General features: G+C 72.6%; 21 protein-coding genes. 15 read left to right on the top strand and 6 right to left on the bottom strand.

Going from position 1 to position 21,876, the window contains the following annotated elements:
* The first annotated feature begins 41 nt into the window (after positions 1-41).
* A complete protein-coding gene (locus tag ACIHFE_RS31390) occupies positions 42-1,595 on the top strand; it encodes a Na+/H+ antiporter (protein ID WP_400112005.1) in 1,554 nt (517 codons plus the stop codon).
* Positions 1,596-1,622: 27 nt separating this feature from the next.
* Here the strand turns inward: ACIHFE_RS31390 and ACIHFE_RS31385 are convergent, their stop codons facing one another.
* The gene (locus tag ACIHFE_RS31385; RefSeq protein WP_400112003.1) at positions 1,623-3,182 is read right to left on the bottom strand and encodes a hypothetical protein; all 1,560 of its coding nucleotides are present in this window, start codon (positions 3,180-3,182) and stop codon (positions 1,623-1,625) included.
* Positions 3,183-3,338: 156 nt separating this feature from the next.
* Here ACIHFE_RS31385 and ACIHFE_RS31380 point away from each other — a divergent pair, with 156 nt between their 5' ends.
* On the top strand, positions 3,339-4,472 hold the full coding sequence (locus ACIHFE_RS31380; RefSeq protein WP_400112001.1) for a hypothetical protein: 1,134 nt from the start codon (positions 3,339-3,341) through the stop codon (positions 4,470-4,472).
* An 83-nt stretch (positions 4,473-4,555) separates the two neighbouring features.
* Positions 4,556-4,768: a hypothetical protein gene (locus ACIHFE_RS31375; RefSeq protein ID WP_400112000.1), complete on the top strand. Its 213-nt coding sequence runs from the start codon at positions 4,556-4,558 to the stop codon at positions 4,766-4,768.
* A gap of 234 nt (positions 4,769-5,002) precedes the next feature.
* Here the strand turns inward: ACIHFE_RS31375 and ACIHFE_RS31370 are convergent, their stop codons facing one another.
* Entirely contained in the window at positions 5,003-5,431 is a 429-nt protein-coding gene (locus tag ACIHFE_RS31370) for a hypothetical protein (protein WP_400111998.1), read from the bottom strand.
* Between the two features lie 285 nt (positions 5,432-5,716).
* Here ACIHFE_RS31370 and ACIHFE_RS31365 point away from each other — a divergent pair, with 285 nt between their 5' ends.
* Entirely contained in the window at positions 5,717-6,178 is a 462-nt protein-coding gene (locus tag ACIHFE_RS31365) for a Crp/Fnr family transcriptional regulator (protein WP_400111997.1), read from the top strand.
* Between the two features lie 12 nt (positions 6,179-6,190).
* Here the strand turns inward: ACIHFE_RS31365 and ACIHFE_RS31360 are convergent, their stop codons facing one another.
* On the bottom strand, positions 6,191-7,420 hold the full coding sequence (locus tag ACIHFE_RS31360) for an alpha/beta hydrolase family protein (RefSeq protein WP_400111995.1): 1,230 nt from the start codon (positions 7,418-7,420) through the stop codon (positions 6,191-6,193).
* A 138-nt stretch (positions 7,421-7,558) separates the two neighbouring features.
* Between ACIHFE_RS31360 and ACIHFE_RS31355 the strand changes: the two genes are divergently transcribed.
* A complete protein-coding gene (locus ACIHFE_RS31355) occupies positions 7,559-8,071 on the top strand; it encodes a DUF1990 family protein (RefSeq protein ID WP_400111994.1) in 513 nt (170 codons plus the stop codon).
* Here ACIHFE_RS31355 and ACIHFE_RS31350 read toward each other — a convergent pair whose 3' ends face one another.
* The 3 genes from ACIHFE_RS31350 to ACIHFE_RS31340 form a co-directional block, all read right to left on the bottom strand.
* Positions 8,072-9,802 carry an FAD-dependent oxidoreductase gene (locus tag ACIHFE_RS31350; protein ID WP_400111992.1) on the bottom strand — a complete coding sequence of 577 codons (1,731 nt, stop codon included), beginning with the start codon at positions 9,800-9,802 and terminating at the stop codon, positions 8,072-8,074.
* Positions 9,803-9,913: 111 nt separating this feature from the next.
* Positions 9,914-10,693 (bottom strand): SDR family NAD(P)-dependent oxidoreductase, encoded by a 780-nt coding sequence (locus tag ACIHFE_RS31345; RefSeq protein ID WP_400111990.1) that lies wholly within the window; start codon positions 10,691-10,693, stop codon positions 9,914-9,916.
* 16 nt (positions 10,694-10,709) lie between these two features.
* The gene (locus ACIHFE_RS31340) at positions 10,710-11,027 is read right to left on the bottom strand and encodes an FCD domain-containing protein (RefSeq protein ID WP_400111988.1); all 318 of its coding nucleotides are present in this window, start codon (positions 11,025-11,027) and stop codon (positions 10,710-10,712) included.
* 31 nt (positions 11,028-11,058) lie between these two features.
* Between ACIHFE_RS31340 and ACIHFE_RS31335 the strand changes: the two genes are divergently transcribed.
* The 10 genes from ACIHFE_RS31335 (at position 11,059) to ACIHFE_RS31290 (ending at position 21,852) form a co-directional block, all read left to right on the top strand.
* A complete protein-coding gene (locus ACIHFE_RS31335; RefSeq protein ID WP_400111986.1) occupies positions 11,059-12,321 on the top strand; it encodes a glycosyltransferase 87 family protein in 1,263 nt (420 codons plus the stop codon).
* 85 nt (positions 12,322-12,406) lie between these two features.
* Positions 12,407-13,693 (top strand): PucR family transcriptional regulator, encoded by a 1,287-nt coding sequence (locus tag ACIHFE_RS31330; RefSeq protein ID WP_400111984.1) that lies wholly within the window; start codon positions 12,407-12,409, stop codon positions 13,691-13,693.
* A 215-nt stretch (positions 13,694-13,908) separates the two neighbouring features.
* Entirely contained in the window at positions 13,909-14,883 is a 975-nt protein-coding gene (locus tag ACIHFE_RS31325; RefSeq protein WP_400111982.1) for a 3-oxoacyl-[acyl-carrier-protein] synthase III C-terminal domain-containing protein, read from the top strand.
* Between the two features lie 60 nt (positions 14,884-14,943).
* On the top strand, positions 14,944-15,861 hold the full coding sequence (locus ACIHFE_RS31320; protein WP_400111979.1) for a diiron oxygenase: 918 nt from the start codon (positions 14,944-14,946) through the stop codon (positions 15,859-15,861).
* Positions 15,851-16,111, top strand: coding sequence for an acyl carrier protein (locus ACIHFE_RS31315; protein ID WP_400111977.1), 261 nt, complete (start codon positions 15,851-15,853; stop codon positions 16,109-16,111). The genes ACIHFE_RS31320 and ACIHFE_RS31315 overlap by 11 nt, the downstream gene beginning before the upstream one ends.
* Entirely contained in the window at positions 16,108-17,019 is a 912-nt protein-coding gene (locus tag ACIHFE_RS31310) for a hypothetical protein (RefSeq protein ID WP_400111975.1), read from the top strand. Before ACIHFE_RS31315 ends, ACIHFE_RS31310 begins: the two co-directional genes overlap by 4 nt.
* On the top strand, positions 17,016-18,122 hold the full coding sequence (locus ACIHFE_RS31305) for an SDR family oxidoreductase (RefSeq protein ID WP_400111973.1): 1,107 nt from the start codon (positions 17,016-17,018) through the stop codon (positions 18,120-18,122). The genes ACIHFE_RS31310 and ACIHFE_RS31305 overlap by 4 nt, the downstream gene beginning before the upstream one ends.
* Entirely contained in the window at positions 18,119-18,685 is a 567-nt protein-coding gene (locus ACIHFE_RS31300; protein ID WP_400111971.1) for a ferritin-like domain-containing protein, read from the top strand. Before ACIHFE_RS31305 ends, ACIHFE_RS31300 begins: the two co-directional genes overlap by 4 nt.
* An 8-nt stretch (positions 18,686-18,693) precedes the next feature.
* The gene (locus ACIHFE_RS31295) at positions 18,694-19,551 is read left to right on the top strand and encodes a 4'-phosphopantetheinyl transferase superfamily protein (RefSeq protein ID WP_400111969.1); all 858 of its coding nucleotides are present in this window, start codon (positions 18,694-18,696) and stop codon (positions 19,549-19,551) included.
* A 15-nt stretch (positions 19,552-19,566) separates the two neighbouring features.
* Positions 19,567-21,852 carry an MMPL family transporter gene (locus tag ACIHFE_RS31290; protein ID WP_400111967.1) on the top strand — a complete coding sequence of 762 codons (2,286 nt, stop codon included), beginning with the start codon at positions 19,567-19,569 and terminating at the stop codon, positions 21,850-21,852.
* Positions 21,853-21,876 lie beyond the last annotated feature (24 nt).

Genomic DNA, 21,876 nt, shown 5'->3' with positions numbered 1-21,876 from the left:
GCAGCGAGATCGTAGAGCCGCAACCGACGGGGGAACCTTCCATGACCGGCCTGACCATTGTTCTGCTCCTGGTGGTCCTGGCCACGGCGGTGGCGACCGGCGCCCGGCACTGGAGTCTGCCCGCGCCATCCCTGCTGGTGGTGGCCGGGCTGGTGGTGGGGCTGCTGCCCTGGGTTCCGGACATCCATGTATCACCGCAGGTGATCAGCGTGCTGGTGCTGCCGCCGCTGCTGTACGCCTCCGCCGAGGAGATGTCCGGCCGCGAACTGCGCGCGGTCTGGCGGCCGGTGGCCATCCTCGCCTTCGGACTGGTGCTGGCCTCGGCCCTGGCGGTGGGCATGGTCGCCTCGGCGCTCACCCCGCTCTCCGCCTCCGCCGCCTTCGTCCTGGGCGCCGTACTGGCCAGCACCGACCCGGTGGCGGTGACCGCCCTGGGCCGCCGGCTGTCCCTGCCGCCCCGGGTGCAGGTGATGGTGCAGGCCGAGAGCCTGTTCAACGACGCCACCTCACTGGTGCTGTTCAAGGTCGCGGTGGGCACCGCGGTGGCCGCGGGGGCGGTGTCCATCCCCTCGGCCGCCGGGCAGTTCGTCCTGCTGGCCGGTGGCGGCGCCCTGGTCGGCGGCTCGGTCGCCGGCGCGGTGATGCTGATCCGCCGGCGCACCGAGGACCCCGTCCTGGAGACGGTCATCGCCCTGATCACGCCCTATGCCTCCTACGTCCTGGCGGAGGAGCTGCACACCTCCGGGGTGACCGCCGTGGTGGTCGCCGGAGTGATCCTGGGCGGCACCGGCCACAGGCTGACCAACGCCCCCATCCGGCTCCAGGTGCACGCGGTCTACAACACCGTGGTCTTCCTGCTGGAGAGCGTGATCTTCGCCCTGATCGGTCTGGAACTGCCCACCCTGGTCCGTCAGTTGGCCGCCGATGAGCATGGCTGGCCGCTGTGGGTGCCGGCGGTGGCGGCCACCGTGCTGGCGGTGCGGCTGCTGTGGGTCTTCCCGCTGTCGGCGCTGATGCAGTACCGCCGCGGCAGCAGCCGGATCTCCTGGCGGGTGCCCGCCGTGATGTCCTGGGCCGGCACCCGGGGCGTGATGCCGCTGGCCGCCGCGCTGTCCATTCCGCTGACCACCCATGCCGGGTCCCCGCTGCCGCACCGGCCGCTGATCCTCACCCTGACCACTGGAGTGGTGGCCCTCACCCTGATCGTCCAGGGCTTCACCCTGGCCCCCGTGGTGCGCCGCTCCGGCATAGCCCTGGAGCCCGAGCACACCGCCCGCGAGGAGGCGGAGGCCCGGCTGCGACTGGCCCGGGCCGCGCTGGCCGAACTGGAACAGCTGGAGGAACTGGAGGCCGCCCCCGAGACCGCCCTCAAACAGGCCCGCCGCCACCTGGAGGCCCGCTGCCGCCAGGCCGACGCCGACGCCGATGAATCGGCCCCCCGCGACGCGGACGCCTACAGCGAGATCCGCCGCGCGCTGATAGCGGTGGAGTCCGGCGAACTCCAGCGCCTCTACGAAGCCAACCGGATAAGCCATCTGACCCGGCGCCGGCTGCAGCGCACCCTTGATCTGGAGGAAGCGGGCCTGGGCGACTGACGGCCTCCTTCGGTGGCGGGACGGCCGTCAGCGCAGCAGCCCGTACACCTGGAGCGTCTTGCTGAAGGTGGGCAGATACACCTTGCCGCCGGACACGGTGGGCGGCACGAACTTGGCGTAGGAGCCCACCCGGTCGCGCTCCGGGCGCTGTTCGCTGTTCCATACCTCCCGGCGCAGGTCGGCGGCCGCGTAGGCGCGCAACACCCCGTCCACCACGGCCAGATTGGCGTTCTCCCGGTAGGGGTGGGAGGCCCACAGCAGGCCGCCGGCGGGGTCGGCGCCATGGGCGGAGACGGACAGCGCGCCGCCCGGCATGCCCGGTGAGCCGCCGGGTACGCCGGTGGGGTCGGTGGTGGTGCTGATGGACACCGGGGTGGTGGTGAAGCGTCCGCCGGTGAAGCGGTAGGCGCGCAGAAAGGCGTTCTCCGGCCAGAGGTAGATCCAGGGGCCGCCGGGGAAGTCCCAGTACACCGGCCCGCCATGGATGTGGTGGGTCTGTGCGTCGGGCGGGCAGACCAGGAAGCTCTGCGGGATCTGGCTGTCGGCACCGGCGCGGAAGTGCCCCAGGGCGGCGGTGTCCAGCAGATAGAGCCGGCTCTCCTTGCCGCCGCCGGCCAGCCGGGTGGTGCCGGGCAGCAGCAGTGGCCCGGCCGAGCCCAGATCGGCGTCGATGGCGTTCAGTTGGGCGTTGTTGAACGGGGCGAACCAGTCGGCCACGGTGAGGTCGGGGTGGAGCTTGACCACACAGTCGCCCAGGTTGGAGCCGTCCGTGCGGAAGCCGCCGTTGCCGGTGATCAGGTACAGCGCGCCGGCCTCGTCCACCGCCGGGCCCTGGCCGGCCTGCCAGATGCCGCCCAGTCCGGTGCCGGGGGTGGTGATAAAGGCTCCGGCCGGGGCGAGGGTGGCGGCATCATGGGCCAGCACCCAGCCGTGGTAGGGCTGTCGGTCGCCATAGGAGGCGAAGGCCGTGTACACCCGTCCGTTGGCCAGGGTCAGTGCGGCCCGCTGAAGCTGGCGCCGGCTGTCGAAGGCGATCCGGCCGCCCTGGCTCCCCTCGCCGGTGCCGGGGACATCGGCGGTCAGCCGGACCGGGCCGCCCAGCGCCTCCCGCCCGTCGGCCAGGCCGAGGGCGTGCAGGGTGTGGTGGTAGCCGGTGCGGTCCTTGGTGAAGGCCACCGCGTACAGCACCTTGCGCACCGGGTCGATCACGGGGGTGCTGACGATGCCCACCTCGACGGCGATGTCCCGGTAGCCGGACGGGCCGACCTCAGGGTCCGGGAGGGGCACCGAGGGGCCCAGCGAGGTGTGCCACAACGGGTCGGCGGCCTCGGCCCGTTGGGCGTCGAAGGCATAGAGGCTGTTGTGCATGGTGGCCACATAGACGATGTCCCGGCGCGCCCCGCCGGGCAGTTGGACATCCGGCACCACCAGTGGCTGGGCGTAGACATGGCCGTCCACGGCGCGGCTGAAGAGCCTCCCGAAGGTGGCGGGGCCGACGCTGCCCGGGGAGAGTGCTGTTTCCCGCAGGTTGGCGCCGGTGCGCCGGTTGTCATTGTGCTGGGTGGTCACCGGCACCATGCCGTTCATGGCCGCCTCCCCCGAACTTCCCCCGTACCGCGGCGCCCTGCTTCCAGGGTCCGCGCCCCGGCGGGGCCCCGCAATCACCGGTACGAGTGATAACCGCCGGTGGGTGGTGGCTCGTTGGCCCGTTCCATGAGGATTCCCCGGCCATCGCGCTGGGCCGTGGCGGCAGCCCTGGTGGTGGCCTGTGCCGCGGCTCCGTCCGCCGCTCCCCCTGCCGCCGGCCCGCCACGGGTCGCCTGGGTGCGCGCCTTCACCGCCCTGGACCGGGCCTTCGGCGGCTATGCCGACCGCGATGCCTCGCCACGCCACTGGACCGGCGGCGACAGCACCTACTCGGTGCCGACGGCCGAGGGGGAGCTATGGGTGTTCTCCGACACCTTCCTGGGCACGGTGCGGCCCGACGGCTCCCGCTCCCCCGTGCTGGGCGACGGCGGCTCAACGCCGTTTGTCCACAACAGCTTTGTGCTCATCGGCGCCGCCGGAGCGCGCACCGTCACCGGGCGGGACGCGGCCGGGCGCCCGGACGCTCCGGTGCCGGGTACGGGCCGGGACTGGTACTGGGCCCGCGCGGGACTGCCCGCCGGGCGGGGCGCCGAGATCGTCTACGCCCGGTACGCGCCCGCCGGCCCCGGCCCGCTGGACATCGCCTGGCGCGGAACGGTGCTGGCCTCCTTCCGCTCCGGCCGCCTGGACCGGCCGGACTCGCTCACCCCGCTGCCGTCCGCCGCCGGGATCTCCTGGGGCGCCTGGCTGGCGCCGCATGGGCACGGGGCGTATGTCTACGGGGCCGAACGCGCCCCGGGCGGCGGCTCGTTCGCACATCTGGCCCGCACCTCGGGGCCGGGCCTGCGGGGCGCCTGGAGCTATCTGACCCGGGGCGGCACCTGGTCCCGGCACGAGGCGGACTCGGCCCGGCTGACCGGCCCCGGCGGGCGGGCACTGCGCACCTCGGACGAGTTCAGCGTGGTGCGGCACGGCCACTGGTACGCGCTGCTGACCCAGCGCTCGGACCGGCCGTTCAGCGCCGAGCTCCAACTGGCCTGGTCCCGGGCCCCCGGCGGCCCCTTCGGCCGGCCCCGGACGGTGTTCCGGGCGCCGGAGGCCGGCCCGTACGGGACGTACCACAACGCCCGGGTGATCGCCTACAACCCGCATGAGCACCCGGAGTTGGCGCACCGCGGCGAGCTGGTGGTCTCCTACAACGTCAACAGCCTGGACCCGGCGGACACCATCCGCCGCGCGGACCTGTACCGGCCGCGTTTCCTGCGCATCGGGCTGGCCGGCGCCCGATAGGAGCGCGAGACGGCTGCGCTCTTGCGGCTCCGCCGCGTGGGCGCGACCGGCCACGGACGGCCCGCACATCAACGGGGCGCGGCGTGCGGCAGCCCCCGCACCGTGGCGGAGGCCAGCGGGATCAGGGCCGCCAGGACGGACAGGGCCCCGACGGCGGCCATCTGGCCGTGCTGCGCGAGGCCGGGCTGGTGGCCGGGACCCGGGTCGGGCGGCGGGTGGTCTACCGGCGCACCGAGGGCGGCGACGCGCCGGCCGCCCTCGCCGGCGCCGGCCTCAATGGTCTTGCGGCGCCCTGAGGTTGTCGCCGCGGGTCCACCCCCGGGATGGGGATCCGTCCCGGCGGCCGTGGTCCACGCGCAGTGGCCTCGGCCCGGCGGCGACCAGCAGTTGCACCACTGTGGCTGCCGCCGGGCAGAGGCCCAGCAGATGTGTTTTCGGACGGTTCATGCCGCACCCCCCTTCCGTCACGGACGGTGAGTTGGTACGGACCTTCCGTCAATGCTTGCGCCGGAACCGGGGCCGGCGGCCGTTCACCAGCCGCTGCCCCGGGCGGGCTCCTCCTCCCTGCGCACCACGCACAGGCCCCAGATGACAAAGGCATACAGGGCTATCAGCACGATCGACCACACCGGATAGTAGGGAAGGGAAAGGAAGTTGGAGATCAGCAGCAGCGCCGCGATCACAATTCCCAGGATTCTGGCCCACAACGAGATCCTGAACAGCCCTACGCCGATCATGATCGCCGCGATGCCGAGGAAGAGGTGTACCCAACCCCAGCCCGCCAGGCTGAACTTGAAGACGTAGTCGGGTGTCTTGAGGTACACCGCGTTGTGGAGTATGGCCATGATGCCGCGGAAGAGATTGAGGAATCCCCCGATCAGCATCATCACGGCCGCGAACAGCGTCAGGCCGGTGGCGGCCTGGGCCTTTCCGGTGGATGACTCGGGAGCGGAAACCATGCTCGTCCTCCTTTGCCTGCGTGTTACCCAAGGCGCGGGGAGTGCCCCCTGGCCGGGGGCCGGACCGCTCACCTTCCATCGTCACCACCTCTTGCCGGTGATCGCACACCGGCCGCCGGAGTGACGCTCCGGACGGCCCGGGGCGCCATGTGGCGCACTCCGGGCCCGCTCGGCGTGCGGGGCCGTCGGCGGTGTGATCACGCTGAGAAGGCAACCGGAACGGAGCGTCGCGACCGGCGTCGCGCCGTCGTTCCGCCGCGGTGTACGACCCGATGGGAGAAGGCCATGGCTTCCGCGCGGACCGGACTGTTCGCCTCGCTGCCCGAGGGCGGCCGGGAGGCCCTGCTGGCCGTCGCCCACGAGGTGTCCTTCCCGCTGGGCACCCGGATCTTCGACGAGGGCGGGCGGGCCGACCGCTTCTGGGTGGTGCACACCGGCACCGTCGCCCTCGACCTGCATGTGCCCGGCCGCCGGGCCGCCGTGATCGAGACCATTGGCGCGGGGGAACTGCTGGGCTGGTCCTGGCTCTTCCTGCCCCGGCAGTGGCACCTGGGCGCCGAGGCCACCAGCCCGGTGCGAGCCTGGGAGTTCAACGCCGAGGAGGTCCGCGAGCTGTGCGCCGGCAACCCGGCGCTGGACCATGCGCTGCTGCTGTATGTCGCCGAGGTCATCGGCAAGCGGCTGCGCGCGGCCCGGACCCGGCTGCTCGACCTCTACGGCCCGGCGGGCAGCGGAGCGACGCTGTGAGCGAGCCCGGGCTCACCCGCGCCCGCGCCCGCGCAGGAAGCGGTCGAAGAACGCGGTGACCTGGCCGCGCATCATGGCGACCGCGCGCCCCGGCCGTACCGTGCCGATGTCCTCGCGCACCGTCTCCCGGGGCACCTCCCCGCGCGCCGCCGCCTGGGGCAGCAGCGAGGCGGCGTCGGTGTAGACACCGTGCCGGGAGCCGGCCAGGGTGACATCGCCGCGCCAGCCGCGCGAGTGCTCCCACAGCGCCTTCCAGGAGGGCTGGCGCCGGTACGGGCCGGAGTCGGCGGACTCCGTGCCCATCAGCAGGAACGGCCGGTCGACACCCTCCCTGGCCACCTGGCTCAGATGGCTGCCGGTGCCGTCGGGGCCGGGGAACGCCAGCGTCCCGTCCATATTGACCGCGGCCTTGATCCGGCGGTCGTCGTGCATGGTCTGCAGGGCGGTGAAGCCGCCCGCCGACTGCCCCGCCATGCCGATGTGCCCCAGGTCCATCGCCCCGGCCAGGCGCGGCGGCAGCCCGGCGCGCAGGGCGGGGTCGCCGAGGCGGTCCAGGACGAAGCGGGTGTCGTCCACCCGGGCCCGGACCGCCTTGCGCAGCAGGGCCCCCACATCCGTCCCGGGCCGGCCCGCGTAGCCGGGCAGCACCGAGGTCGCCAACCGGCCGCCGGAGAGGGCGACTTCGGAGGAGTCATAGGTGTGGTCGAGGGTGACCACCACATAGCCGCGCGAGGCCAGCTCCTCGACCAGGGTGGTGTTCCAGGTGCGCGGATCGCCCAGCCCGGCGGAGTAGAGCACCACCGGGCACGGCCCGGTGCCCCTGGCCGGCGGGGCGTCCCGGTGGGCGTGGGTCCTGGTGGCCGCCCAGTCCACCGCGCCGGCCGGGACGCCGTAGTTGCCGTGCCCGGCACCGTCCGCGGACCCGAAGTGGACCGCCGCGTCCCGCCGCATCTGCGGCACCGTCCCACCGTGCGCCGCGCCCCGGGCGGCCGGGTACCAGAAGCTCACCGCCACCTGGCGAGGGCCGCGCTCGGGATGCCAGGGGTCCTTGCGGGAGGGGTCGGTGAACTGGCGGACGGTCGTCCCCACCGCGTACCGGCCCGTGGGCTCCGGCAACTGTGGCCGGGTGGCCGCGCCCGCGGCCCCGGCACTCGATGCGAATACCTGCAGCACCCCGGAGAGCGCCAGGGTGCCCGCTGCCACCACGGCCCTGCGCTTCAACTGTCCGACCGCTTCCGCCATGTCCGCTCCTCCCGTGCACCGTCCGACGCCAGGACTCTAGGGAGCGGAACGGTCCGGGCGCGCCCTCCCCAGGGGCGAATTCCGGGGTGATACCCCGGTATGAGTCCGCCCGGAGACCGGTGTCGCATACTGCGGGGGATGACTTCCTTCAGCTACCCCGAGGCCGGCGCCACCCGGCGGGACACCCTGCCGGCCGGCTACCACCATCTCCGCCACAGCGGCTATCTCGGCCGGGGCCGGGCGGTGTTCGAGGCGGCGGGCGAGGCCGTGCTGGGCTGGGACATGCACCGGGCGGCAGGCGTCCGGATCGCCAGGGACACCCCGCCGGCCGCCCCGGGTGTCCGGGTGACCCCCACCGTGGCCCTGGGCCCGCTGCGTGTGGAGGCACCCTGTGAGGTGGTGTGGGCCGAGCGCGGCGCATGGCGCACCGGCTTCGCCTATGGCACCCTGCCGGGCCATCCGGAGTGCGGGGAGGAGTCCTTTGTGGTGACCATCGACGGGGCGGAGGACGTGCGCCTGACGGTGACCGCCTTCAGCCGCCCGGCCCGCTGGTACAGCAGGGCCGCGGGGCCTCTGGTGCCGCTGTTCCAGCGGGCCTACGTCCGCAACTGCGTGCGGGCGCTGCGCCGTTGTCCGGGCATGGCGGGCTGATCAGCGCCGTTCGGTGTCCAGCCGGTGCGGCAGGCCCTGCCGCCAGCGGTCCCGGTCGTCCTCCTTGGCCGCCGCCAGCTCCGGTGGCTCATAGCCCTGGAAGGTGCGTACCTCCTGGGACACCCCGGCGGCGGCCAGTACCCCGGCGGCCGCCCGCCGGCCGGCCTCGTTGGCGGTCTCCATCGAGGCGAAGTCGATATTGCTGTGGGTACGGACATAGTCCGCGGCCAGGAAGAGGTTGCCCACCGTGGTGGTGGCCTCCGGCCGCAGGTCCCAGGAACCGGTGGTGTTCATCAAGAAGGGGTCGTCATTGCGCAGTTGACCGCCTTCCTCGGTGATCGCCTCGTCCAGGTACCACTGGCGGGGCGGTGTCTCGTCCAGCCCCTTGAGGCCGGCCCTCAGCTGGGCCCACACCTCCTGGGCGACCTCCGCCCGGGTGCAGTTCCGCGCGGGCTTGCCGTACAGCGGGCCCGGCGTCTCCCAGTCCGAGATGTCCACCGACAGTGACTGCTGCGCGGTGCCGTCCCCCCAGGTACGGGCGAAGGGGGCGCGCCAGAAGGCGGACTGCGGGATGGAGACCAGCTTCCACGGCGAGTCCACATGCTCGATATGGCCCTGGATGACGTCCGCCGGCCGGGGCAGGAAGAACTGGATGCCATTGCACCAGGTGTGCCGCAGCCCCTCCATGCCCGCCAGCCGTGGGTCGGCGGCGCGCAGCGCGGAGTCCCACAGCCGTGCCGCGCGGTCGGCCGGTACCGCGGCGATAAACCAGTCGGCGTCGATCCGGCCGAGCCGGCCGTCGGGGCCGCGCGCGGCGGCCGTCTCGATACGGCCCTGGCGCAGCCGGAGGGTTTCGACCGACCGGCCGAAGGCGAACCGCACGCCCAGGGCCCGCAGCTGGGCGGCCCAGGGCTCGATCCATGCCTCGCTGGTGGGGCCGTTGAAGACCCGGTCCGGGGGTCCGTCGCTGCCTCGGCCCGCCAGGTCGCAGAAGATGGCCTCGAAGCCCTGGCCGCAGGTGCGGGTGCTGGCGGTCCGGGGGTTGAGGGCCTGGAGGATGTGCACGCCGCCGCCCCACAGCCGCTGGTAGTCCCGCGACATCCGGTCGGCCTGGATGTAGTGCCACCAGTCCAGGTACTCCCACTGCCCGAACCGGCGCTCGGTGCAGCTGGTGAGCTGGATGGCGAACTGCTTGGCCAGGAAGGCGGATTCCCAGGGCGGCAGCCGCAGGTTCTCGCCGATCAGCCCGGTCAGCGAGGTGACCAGGGATCCGGCGTCGGCCGGTGCGGGCTTCCAGCCCCGCAGCGGGATCGGGGTGGTCAGCCGGCCGCCGGTGCGGGCGAGTTCGATCCACCCCACGGTGGCGAGGTTGTCATGGACGGTGCCGCCGCCGGGGAGCGGGATGCGCCGCAGGGTGTCGGGCAGGTTGTGGTAGAAGCCGAACACCGCCCGGTGGCCGTGCTCCCCGGGGAGGTCACGGCGGCCGCCGGTGCCGGTGTGCGGGGCGTAGAGGGTACGGGCCTTGCCACCGGGGACGGACCGGCGCTCATAGACGGTCACCTCAAAGCCCCGCTCGGCCAGTTCATGGGCGGCGGTCAGCCCGCCCACCCCCGCTCCCAGCACGGCCACCCGCCGGCCGCCGCGGGCCGCCGCTCGCCCGGCGGCCGGGACGCCGATGCCGGCCGCCCCGGCCGCCGCCGCTCCGTACCGCAGTACATCCCTGCGCCGCATGCGCCCCTCCGCCTCCCAGGTAACGGAATTCTGGAATCCGGACGCTACGCGGGGCGGCTGCCGGGCGGGGCGGAAACCGGCGGCGGCCTACCCGATCGAGGGGATGACGGGTCAGTGCACGGAGAACCCGCCGTCCACGAACAGCGTCTGCCCGGTGACATAGCCGGAGCCCTGGCCGGCCAGGAACACCGCCGCGCCCGCGAAGTCCTCGGCCAGGCCATTGCGGCCGGTGAGCGTACGGGCGGCCAGCGCGGCCACCTTCTGCGGGTCGCTGGACAGCCGGGCGTTGAGCGGGGTCATCACAAAGCCCGGCACCAGGGTGTTGCAGGTGACGCCGTGCGGCGACCAGGCCTCGGCCTGGGAGCGGGCCAGGGACTCCAGCGCGCCCTTGGAGACTCCATAGGCGCCGCTCTGGACGAATGCCCGGTGCGCCTGCTGCGAGGAGACATGGATGATGCGGCCGAAGCCCCGTTCGGCCATGCCGGGTCCGAACCGCTGCCCCAGCAGGAAGGGGGCGTCCAGATTGACGGCCATGGTGGTGTCCCAGACGTCCTCGCCCAGCTCGCTCATCGGCGGCCGCAGGTTGATCCCGGCGCAGTTGACCAGGATGTCGGGCTCGCCGAAGGCTTCGACGGCCCGTTCCGCCGCGGTGCGCACGCCCTCGCGGGTGCCGAGGTCGGCACTCACCCAGGCGGACCGGCAGCCGTGGCCGGTCAACTCGGCCACGGTGTCGGCCAGTTCCGCCTCCCGCCGGGCCACGATCACCACTCTGGCCCCCGCCCGGCCGAGGGCGACGGCTATGGCCCGGCCGATGCCCGAGCTTCCGCCGGTCACCAGGGCGACCCTGCCGTCGAGGGAGAACAGTTGGGAGAGGTATTCCTGTGAGCTCATGGGCGCACCCTAACCGTCAGCCCGGCCGGGTCGGTTCCAGGGCCTTGGCGCGGTCGCGGGCCTCCGGGGCGTCGATGAGGGCGGCCTGCCGCCGGCAGCGTTCCCGCAGGTCTTCGGTGCCCTCGGGTTCGGTGAGGGAGAGCAGGGTGGCGTAGCGCGAGCGCAGCAGCGCGTTGGGGCTGAGGGCCGCGAGGCGGGTGCACAGCCGGTGGTCGGCGGCGGCGCAAGCGGCCGGGTCGGCCTCCTCGGCGGCCTTGGTGAGCTCGGCCAGCTCCTTGCGCAGGCCGTCAAGGGCCGCCGGCGGGACATGCCGCCGACGGAGCAATGGGCTCATCCGCCCGTGCTGCCACGCCACAGTGTCCGCCGTGAACCAGGATGTTCTGACGGGCCGCCCGCCCCGCGACACGGGGCGGGCGGCCCTCCGGCATGCGGTGGGCGGGTGGCTCACCCGCCATGCCGCCTGGTGCCTGGCGGCCTCGCTGGCCGCCCATGTCCTGGCCTACGGCTTCTTCCCGCCCGACACCATGGATCTTCGGGTGTACCGGGAGGCGGCCCCGCATCTGCTCTCCGGGGATCTGTACGGCTTCCAGCTGCGCACCGTGCCGCCGCTGCGCCTGCTGTCCTTCACCTACCCGCCGTTCGCCGCCCTGGTGTTCCTGCCGCTGTCCCGCCTGCCCTGGACGGTGGTGTACCTGCTGTGGCAACTGGCCTCGGTCGCCGCCCTGTTCGTCATCGCGCACTGCGCCGGCCGCCTGCCGGCCCCCGTCCCCAGGGGACGGGCGAGGTCCCGGGCGCTGCTGTGGACGGCGGCCGGCCTCTGGCTGGAACCGGTGCGGCACACCCTGGACCAGGGCCAGGTCAACCTGATCCTGGCCGCCCTGGTGCTGGCCGGGCTGACCCGGCTGCGGACGGCGGCCGGCCGGGGCGCCGCCCTCGGCCTGGCCACCGCGGTGAAGCTCACCCCCGCCTTCGGCGGCCTGTATCTGCTGGCCACCCGGCAGTGGCGGCCGGCGCTCTGGGCCCTGGCCGCCGGCGGTGCGGCCACCGCGCTGGGCTGGTGGCTCGCCCCGCGTGAGTCGGCGCGCTACTGGACCGCCCTGGTTCTGGACACCCACCGGATCGGGCCCGTCTGGTCGGTGCGCAACCAGTCCCTGCGCGGCGCGCTCAGCAGGCTCCTCGGCCAGGACCCCGCCGGCGGCCCGCTGTGGTGGGCGGCACTGGCCCTGGTGACCGTTCTGGCCATCCGCGCGCTGTGGGCTGCCATGCGTGACGAGGACCCGCTGGGCATCCTGGTCACCGTGGAGCTCTATGGGCTCCTGCTGTGCCCCATCTCCTGGAAGCATCACTGGATCTGGGTGCTGCCCGCCCTGATGTGGCTGGCCCACGGACCGTCCCGGCACCGGGCGTTGACCCGCCTGACGCTGGCGGCCTGGGCCCTGGTCCTGGTCACCCGCCTGGAATCGGTCCTGGTCCGCCTGGAAGACGCGCTTCCGCATCCGCTGCCCTACCCGGCCCCGCTGGCCTGGCCCGGCGGCGCCTATGTGTGGTGCGCCGTGCTGTCCCTGCTGGCCGTCGGTAACGCCCGGGCGCCTCGTGGGACGACCGGCGTGTCAGTGGCCACATCATGATGACCAATGGGCGATGTCTCCGTCACCCCTCGTAGTCTACGAAGGGTGGCCGTCGACCATGGACGGCCGGCGAAGGGAGCGTCGTATGTCGTTAACGACCCATATGGCCATGGCGCATGGCCGCACCGAAGGCGCCGAGCGCACCCGGGGCGGGGCGCAGCCGATACCGCTGCCCGCCCCTCAGCCACTGGACCCCGCCCACTCGGTGGTCCCCGCCCTCGCCCGGGCGTTGATCAGGCGGGTGCCCCAACTGGTGGAGGAACTGCTGGTGTTGGCGGAGGAGCGGGAGGTGCGCTATCTCGGCCAGGTGCCCGCCGACGACCTCCGGCGTTCGGTGCGCGAGCATGTCCTGGGCTTTCTGCGCTTCATCACGGACCGGTCGGCCGCCCAGGGGGATCCGCTGGCGGTCCCGCTGGCCTGGGGCCACTGCCGGGCCCGGGAGGGGGTGCCGGTGGAGTCGATGCTCCGGTTGCACCGGCTGGCCACCCAACTGCTGTGGGAGAAGCTGTTCGACGAGGCCCGGGCCGACTCCCCCGGGACCCTGCAGCGGCTGCTGGACGAGAGCGGCCCGGTGTGGGAGGTGCTCGACAGCTACTCCTCGGCGCTGGTCGCCGGCTACCGCTCGGCGGAGACCGATGCCCGCCGCCGGGACGCGGCGCGCCGTGACGCGCTGTTCGACGCCCTGCTGGAGGGGCGCGGGGTGGAGCCCGCGGTGGCCGCCGAGGCCCGGGTGACCCTGGGCCTGCCGACCCGCGGCCGGTTTGTGGTGATGGCGCTGGACGCCGGCGGTGGCGACCCGGGGCGGGCGCTGGCCGGGGCCCTGCCCGCCCACTCCGTGCGGGCCGTGTGGGGGCTGCGCGCCGACCGGGAGGTCGGGGTGCTGGAGCTGGGGCGCACCGAACTGCGGCGGCTGGTGGACGGCCTCTCCGCCGCCACCGGCCGGCGGGTGGGGGTCTCCGGCGAGGTCGGCGGCCTGGCCGAACTGGCGGCCGCCTACCACTTCGCGGAGACGGCGCTGCGCACCCTGCCGCCCGGCACCACCGGCGCCGCCGCCTTCGACGACCGGCTGCTGGAGGCGTTTGTGGTGACCAGCCCCCAGGTGGCGCGGCGCCTGGCGCAGCGCGCGCTCGGCGGGCTGCTGGAGTGCGCCCAGGAGGAACGCGGCCTGCTGCTGGCCACCCTGGACTCCTGGTTCCACTGCGGCTGTTCGGCGGCCAGGGCCGCCGAGGAGCTGCACTGCCACCGCAATACGGTGCTCAACCGGCTGCGCCGCATCGAGTCGCTCACCGGCCGCCCCCTGGACGACGACCGCCACCAACTGGCCTGCCGGATGGCCCTGGTGGTGGTGCACACCCTGCGGGGCGCCGCCTGACGGCACACCCGTTGTGCTCACCGCACAACCGCACCGCGCCGATCCGCAGCGAACGGCCATCGACGGGACGGATGGCCGGGGGAATCATGGAGCCGGGGGGCGAAGGCGTGAGGGGATGCCGCCTTCGACCGAGCCGTTGGTCCCGTCCGCGATGAGGCGGACGGCGAGACCACGGGAAGCGCGCGGTTCGCGACGGCAATCCTGGGGAGTTGTCAGTGGCGGGTGTCTTCGTCGACTCATTCGTCTACGCACTGGGCGAACGCAAAGTGCAGGTTTATGAAACGGCCGCGGCCGGCCGGCTGATCTCGGCTCCGCGGGACCTGGAGTCCGCGGGCTTTCGATGGCACCACATCTGTGAGCCCACCACCAGCTCCTATGACCTGGCCCGTCGGGTGACCGGGGAACTGGCCGCCTCGGGCCGGCTGGGCCGGGTGGACGCCATCGTCTACGCGACCTGTCTGCCCGGCAACGCCAACGCCGGTGACCTGGACGCCTGGCAGCGCTCCGGGGATGTCAAGCATCTGATGGACTTTCCCGCCAGCCGGCTGCAGGCCGACTTCGGGCTGTCGGAGGCCGTGGTCATCGGGCTCAACCAGCAGGCGTGCACCGCCATGCTGGGTTCGGTGCGGCTGGCGGACGCCCTGCTGCGGGCGGAGCCCGGATGGGACCGGGTGCTGTGCGTCACGGCCGACCGGTTCCCCGAGGGGGCCAAGTACGAGCAGGCGTACAACCTGATCTCGGACGGCGCCGCCGCCTGTGTGGTGAGCCGGCAACCCGCCGCCTTCCGCCTGGTGACGGCCCATCAGATCACCAATGGCGGTCTCGGCCGGGCCGGGGACGACGAGACGGTGGGCAGCTATTTCACCTACACCCACCGGCTGCTGCGGGAGACCCTGGACCGCGCCGGGCTGACCCCGGCCGATCTTGACTGGGTGGTCACCCAGAACACCAATGACAAGGCATGGCAGATCCTGGCCCGGCTGCTGGGCGTGGACTTCGGGAAGGTCTTCTTCTCCTCCATGCCCGATGTGGGCCATGTGATCTCCGCCGACAACATCGTCAACCTGGCCGAGTTGCTGGCCACCGGAAAGGTGCGGCCCGGCCAGCGCATCGCCCTGGTCATGGCCGGCTTCGGGCTGAACTGGCAGTGCCTGGTCCTGGAGGCCACCGACGCCCTGACCGGCGACTGACCCGGCCCGTACCGGACATCACCCACCGGACACCGGCACCGATCCGCCTATGAGGACCGTTTGACTACCACCAACGCCCATAAAGCCAGGCTGGCCGAGGCCCTGGCCTCGCTCGGCCCCACCGCCAACCGGCTCAGCCACCTTTCGCAGCGCTCCTACCAGAATCCGTACACCACGGTGGAGTGGCCGGAGCGAGTCCGGCCCGAGGAGGACTGGTTCGGCTCCCCCGAGTACCTCAGCCTGTACGGCACCGAGTTCTGGCAGCGGCTCGACGGACCCGCGCGCCGGAGGCTCGCCTTCCATGAGGCCGCCAACTTCTACAGCCTCAATATCCACGGCGAGAAGGGCCTGATGCAGGGCCTGGCCGAACGGCTCTACCGCAAGGACCTGCTGGACGTCGCCGAGTATCTGCACCACTTCCTCGACGAGGAGAACAAGCACAGCATCTATTTCGGCGGTTTCTGCACCCGCTATGCCAAGGTCTACCGCAGCCGCCAGTTCTCCTTCGCGGACTCCCGCGATGACCGCCCGCGCGATGTGGAGGACTTCCTCTTCTTCACCCGGACCATGGTCTTCGAGGAGATCGTGGACAACTACAACTGGGTGCAGTCCAGGGACTCCCGGCTCCACCCGGTGGCCCGGTTCATCAACCACAACCACCATGTCGAGGAGTCCCGCCACCTGGTCTTCGGCCGCCGCCTGGTGGCCGCCCTGTGGGCGGCCTGCGCGCCCTCCTGGGACGACGCCACGGTGGCCGAAGTCCGCGATCACCTCCGGCAGTTCTTCACCACCAGCTGGCGCGAGTACTACAACCCCGACGTCTATGCCGACGCCGGGCTCGACGAGCCCTGGGAGACCGCCGAACAGGCGTGGCTGGCACCGGCGCAGCGGGAGCACCGCCGCGCGGTGTCCGCCAAGGTCCTGGGCTTTCTGATGTCCAGTGGAATTCTCGACAAGGAGCCGGCAGATGCGTTCTGACCAGGAGATCCGGGACGGCCTGCGCTCCTGGATACGGTCCAAGTCCCTTGACGGCGAAGGTGACCGGCTCACCGATGGGACCGCCCTGTTCGAGGAGCGGTACCTCAGGTCGGTGCATCTGCCCGAACTGCTGCTGCTGTTGGAGCGGCTGTGCGGCGAGCCCATCGATGTGGAGGAGCTCAACCCCCGGGACTTCAGGTCCATCGACGCCATGGTGCGCCGCTACGGCCGGGCGGGAGTGGCCTCATGACCCCGCCCTCGCTCGCGGAACTGGCCCGGATAGGGCTGTCCTGGCAGCCCTCGGGTCAGGCGGCGCTGCGCGGCCCGCTGCTGGGGCTGGCCGAGGAGTGCGACCGGGCCTTTGTCCGGCTGGCCGCGCTGTGGCGGGCGGAAGAGGAGCGTCATCCCGCCTGGATCGCGGCCGAGCGGCTGCAGCGGGCCGGCTATCTGCGGTCCTTCCCCCATCAGGCGGCGTTCGCCGCCCGGTTGAGCCCCGCGGAGCCCGATCTGGATGCCTTCCTGGCGGGCCCGGTGCTCGACCGGGACGGCGTCCTCGCCGGGGCCCGGCTGGCGCCGGTCTCCCAGGTGCTCACCCCGGCCGCCTGCTACCACGTCTTCAGCGACCGCCTGGGCCAGGAGCTGGCCGGGCCACGGTTCGTCACCACCCGCAACACCTGCTTCCGGCATGAGCGGGAGTATCTGCCGCTGCGCCGGCTGAGCGGCTTCAGCATGCGGGAGGTGGTCTGCCTGGGCACGGGCGCCGATACGGCGGAGTTCCTCCGGCTGGCCAGGGAGGCGCTGGATATGTTCACCGGGCTGGCCGGACTGGAGCTGGACTGGCGCCCGGCCACCGACCCCTTCTTCCGCCCGCGCGAGAACCCCCGCTATCTGCTCCAGCGGGTGGACCCGGTGAAGCACGAGGCCACCTATGGCGGTGACCTGGCCATCGCCTCCGTCAACCGGCACCACGACCACTTCGGGACCGGTTTCGAGCTGACGCTCAACGGCGGTCCGGCGCACAGCGCTTGTCTGGCCTTCGGCGTCGAGCGCTGGCTGTTCGCCCTCACCGACCGGTATGGCACCGACCCGGAGCGCTGGCCGGCGCTGGAGCCGCTGGCGGCCAAGGTGTGCGCGGAGCTCGGCGGAGGTCCGGCATGAGGGGCACCACACTGATCACCGGCGCCGACGGCTACCTCGGCCGGCGGCTCGCCGCCCGGCTGCTGGCCGAGGGCGACGATGACCTCATCCTGGCGGTGCGCGCCGCTGACCGGGACGAACTGGCCGCCAAGCGGGAACGGTTGGCCGCCGAGCTGGGCATGGAGCCCGGGGGCCGGGCCCGTGTGATGGCCGCCGATGTCACCCGCGACGACGCCTGGGAGGACCTTGACACCCGGGCGGTGACCCGGATCGTCCACGCCGCCGCGGTCACCCGGTTCAATGTGGAGCGGGACACCGCGCGGCGGGTCAATGCCGAGGGCACCGCCCGGGTGCTGGCCCTGGCCGCCCGCTGTGACCGCCTCCAGCGGTTCGCCCTGCTGTCCACCCTGTACGCGGCCGGCCGCCGCCGGGGTGAGGTCCGGGAACAGCGGTTGTCCGACGCCGGTTTCGTCAACCACTACGAGTGGTCCAAGTGGGCGGCGGAGGAGCGGGTACTGACGGCGGCCGGGGAACTGCCGGTGTCCGTACTGCGGTTGCCCACCCTGATCGCGGATGACGACAGCGGCCGGGTGAGCCAGTACAACGCCTTTCACAACACCCTCAAGCTCTTCTACTACGGGCTGCTGTCGCTGATGCCCGGGGACCATGGCACTCCGCTGAGCCTGGCGACCGCCGAGTTCACCACCACGGCCGTGGCCCGGCTGCTGGACCCGGCGATCGCGGGGGGCGTCTTCCATATCTGCCCGGACCCGGCCGGCACCGCCTCGCTGGGCGAGCTGATCGACACCGCCTTCACCGTCTTCGAGGGCGAGGATGCCTTCCGGCGGCGCGGGGTGCTGCGGCCGCTGCCCTGTGACCGGGAGAGCTTCGAGGACCTGCTGACCGCCTCCGACCTGCTGCGGGCCGGACCCATCCACCAGTCGCTGGCCTCGGTCTCGCCCTTCGCCCACCAGCTCTATCTGCCCAAGACCTTTGACAACACGGCCCTGCGGGCCGTCTGGCCCGGCTATGCGGCCCCCGACCCCATCGCCCTGGCCCGGGCCACCTGCGCCGGGCTGATCGCCTCCAGGTGGGGCCGCCGGACCCAGGAGACACCCCGATGACCCTTTCCGAGAACGACTTGTGGCTGCTCAGCTACTACCGCTCCTCCGAGATCAATGGCGCCCTGTTCTTCGGCCGGGTCGCCCGCACCCTACGCGGCGGCCCCCTCCAGGCCGATGTGACCCATCACTTCGCCGATGAGGCCAACCACGCCAAGTACTGGACCCGTTGCATCGAGGACCTCGGCCACCACGCCGCCAAGCTGTCCGGCTCGTACCAGGACCAGTACCTGGACGCGGTGGGCCTGCCCGCCAATCTGATGGAGGTCATGGCCATCACCCAGGTCTTCGAGAAGCGGGTGATCGGCCAGTACCACCGGCATCTGAGGGCTCCGGACATCCATCCGCGGGTCCGGCAGACCATTGAGACGATCATGGAAGACGAGCGCTGGCATGTGAAGTACGTACGCGACGCGCTCCAGGAGATGGCGGCCAAGTACGGCCAGGAGCTCATCGACGACACCCTCGCCCGGTTCACCGCCGCCGACGAGGAGGTCTACGCCAGGACCCTGGCCGAGTACGGCGAACGCATCGCCTTCCTCGGCGAGGGCCCCCCGGCCGGATGAGGGTGCGGGTGCTCGCCGTGTGGAGCCGGCGGCCGCTGGCCATGAACGCGCTGACCCCCCGGGAGCGGGAGCGACTGGCCGGCCTCCCGCCCCGGATGCGCGGCCAGTGGCTGATCTCCCGGCACGCCCTGCGGGTGCTGCTGGGCCTGCTGGGCCTGGACCGTGACACCACCGCCCACACCTTCCCGCACCGCCGGCTGTCCCTCTCGCATATCGACGGGGCGGCCGTGGCGGCGGGCGCGGTGACCGGCACCGCCGCCCTGCACGGCTTCGGCGTCGACTTGGAGGCGGAACGCGCGCTCCGGGTGGACACCTCCCGCTTCTTCCTCGACCCGCGCGAGCGGTCCTGGCTGGCCTCGCTTCCCGAAGACGACCGGGCCGTCCATCGGTTACGGCTGTGGACCGTCAAGGAGGCACTGTTCAAGGCCGATCCGGACAACCACCGCACCGTCCTGCTCGACTACGCCACCGCCGACCCGGCGGCCCGGTGCGGCCGGGCCCACGCCCGGCCACACCCCCGGATCCCCTTCGGCTACACCAGCGCCCGGCTGCACCGGGGCCATCTGTCCATCGCCGCGGCTACCCGGCCCGGTCCTCCCCCATGTTCCCCCGCACCCGAAAGCGAGCGTCCCGTGCCCGCCCTCACCTTCGACGATGTCGCCGAGCGCATCAGCGCCACCCTCTCCATCCCGGTGGCCGGGCTGACGCCCGACACCCGGCTGCGTGAACTGGCCGCCGACAGCTTTCTGCTGGTGGAGATGGCCGTGGACCTCCAGGAGGAGTTCGACACCGTCTTCACCCAGAACGAGCTGCGCGAGATCACCACCCTGGGCGAACTCGCCGGCCTCGTCGGCGTCCGCCCCTGAAGACCGGAGCCCGCCATGTCCGAGCGCCTGATCCGGGCGATGACACGATTCCGGTGGCCGCTGCTGGCCCTGTGGCTGGTGGCCCTGGTGGCGGCCGGAGCCGCCGCCCTGCCGCTGGCCGAACGGCTCAGCGGTGGCGGCTGGTATGTACCCGGCTCCGGGTCGCAGCAGGCGGTCGCCGCCACCCGCTCGGGCTTCGCCGACCGGGGCGCCAGCGACCTGACCCTGGTGGTCAGGGACGAGCGGCACACCGCCGCCGACCCGGCCTTCGCCCAGCGGGTGCACCAGGTGACGGAGCGGGTGACCGGCGACAAACGGCTGCGAACGGTGGGAAGTTACGGCTGGGCCGGCCTGTCCCCCGCCGCCCGCGGCACGTTCCTGGGCAAGGACCGGCACACCGCCATCACCCTGGTCGGGCTGAAGCTGGACGACGGCACGGCCCGGCGGGTACTGCCGGACGTCCAGCGGGAACTGGACCACCGCTACGCCCCACAGGGGCTGCGGGTCTCCCTGGTCAGCGGCGGCACCCTATGGGGCGAGATCAACACCCTCAGCCAGCACGGCCTGCAGAAGGCCGAACTGATCACCTTTCCCCTGCTGTTGGTGATCCTGCTGCTCCTCTACCGGGGGGTGGCCGCCGCGGTGGTCTCCTTTGTGGTCTCGGCCACCGCCATCGTCCTCACCCTGGGCCTGATGTCCCTGCTGGCCCGGCACTTCGAGCTGTCCGTCTTTGTGGAGAACGCGGCCACGATGATCGGCCTCGGGGTGAGCGTGGACTACTCGCTGTTTGTCATCTCCCGCTATGTCGATGAACTCGCCCGGGGCCGCGACCATGACGCCGCGCTCGCCGTCACCCTGCGCACCAGCGGACGGACGGTGGTGTTCTCCGGGCTGATCGTGGTGCTGGCGATGTCCAGCCTGTTCCTGGTGGACCTCAATGTCATCCAGTCGATCGCCCTGGGCATCGTGGTCGTGGTCGCCTTCGCCGTGCTGGCCTCGGTGGCCGTACTGCCCCTGGTGCTACGGCTGCTCGGCGACCGCATCCTGTGGGGGCGGCTGCCCGGCCGGCGCCGCCCGGCCGGGGAACGGGGCCACCGCTGGCGGCAGGCGGCCCGGCAGATCATGCGCCGGCCGGTGCTCTTCCTGACCACCGCCGTCATCGCCATGGCGGCGCTGGCCGCACCCTCGCTGTCACTGCGCACCTTCACCCCGGACGCCCGGATCGTGCCCGGCTCCTCCCCGGTGCGCCAGGGATTCGACGCCATGCGCGAGCAGTTCGGCCCCGGCACCGCCTCACCCCACCAGGTGGTGATCACCTCCCGCACCCCACTCACCGCCTCCCCCGACGCCGGGCCGATCCTGGCACTCCCCGGCCGGCTGGCCGCGCTCCCCCATGTCACCGCCGTCAACTCGCCACTGGACGCCCTGCGCACCGCCGGCCCCGGGCGGCCGTTCGCCGCCCTGGAACCGGCGGCCTTCGCCCGCCTGCCCGGTGACGCCCGCGCCACCGTGGACCACTTTGTCTCGGCCGACCGGCGCACCCTGGTACTGGAGGTCATCGGGGACGACTACGCCTCCGCCGCGCACTCCCGTGCGCTGGTGGCCTCGATGCGCTCACTGGTGAGAAACCTGGACGCACCCGGTCTGCGTATTGTGGTGGGCGGCGAGTCGGCGGAGGGCGTGGACGCCAATGCCGCCATCGAGGACCGGCTGCCCGCGGTGGTCCTGGTGATGCTGGCAGTGATCTACCTCCTGCTGCTGGTCACCTTCCGGTCGGTGCTGCTGCCCGTCAAGGCCATCCTCATCAACCTCCTTTCCCTGGGCGCCACTTATGGCGTCCTGGTGCTGGTCTTCCAGCACACCGCGCTCGCCGGCCCGCTGGGCCTCACCGAGTTCGGCTATCTGCAGAACTTCGTGCCCGTGCTGCTGCTGGCGATCCTGTTCAGCCTGAGCACCGACTACGAGGTCTTCCTGCTGCACCGGATCCGCGAGGAGTTCGACGGCGGGGCGGACAACACCACCAGCGTGGCCGGCGGCCTGGCGCGCACCGCGCCGCTGATCTCCGGCGCGGCGCTGCTGATGGTGGCGGTGTTCGGTGCCTTCGCCTTCACCGGCATCATGCCGATCCAGCAGCTGGGCCTGGGACTTGCCGTGGCCATCGCCCTGGATGCCACCGTCATCCGGCTGGTCGTGGTGCCGGCTGCCATGCAGCTGATGGGCGACTGGAACTGGTGGCTGCCCGGCCGGTCGTCCCGCCCCGCCCCCGCCGTCCGCACCGGGGAACCGGCCGCCCGCCCATAACCACTCCGCTCCCTACGAAAGGAA

The organism is Streptomyces sp. NPDC052396 (assembly GCF_044593195.1).
In the GTDB taxonomy this organism is placed as follows: Bacteria; Actinomycetota; Actinomycetes; order Streptomycetales; family Streptomycetaceae; genus Streptomyces.
The sequence above is the reverse complement of the archived record's forward strand: the minus strand, read 5'-3'. Positions and strand labels throughout refer to the sequence as shown.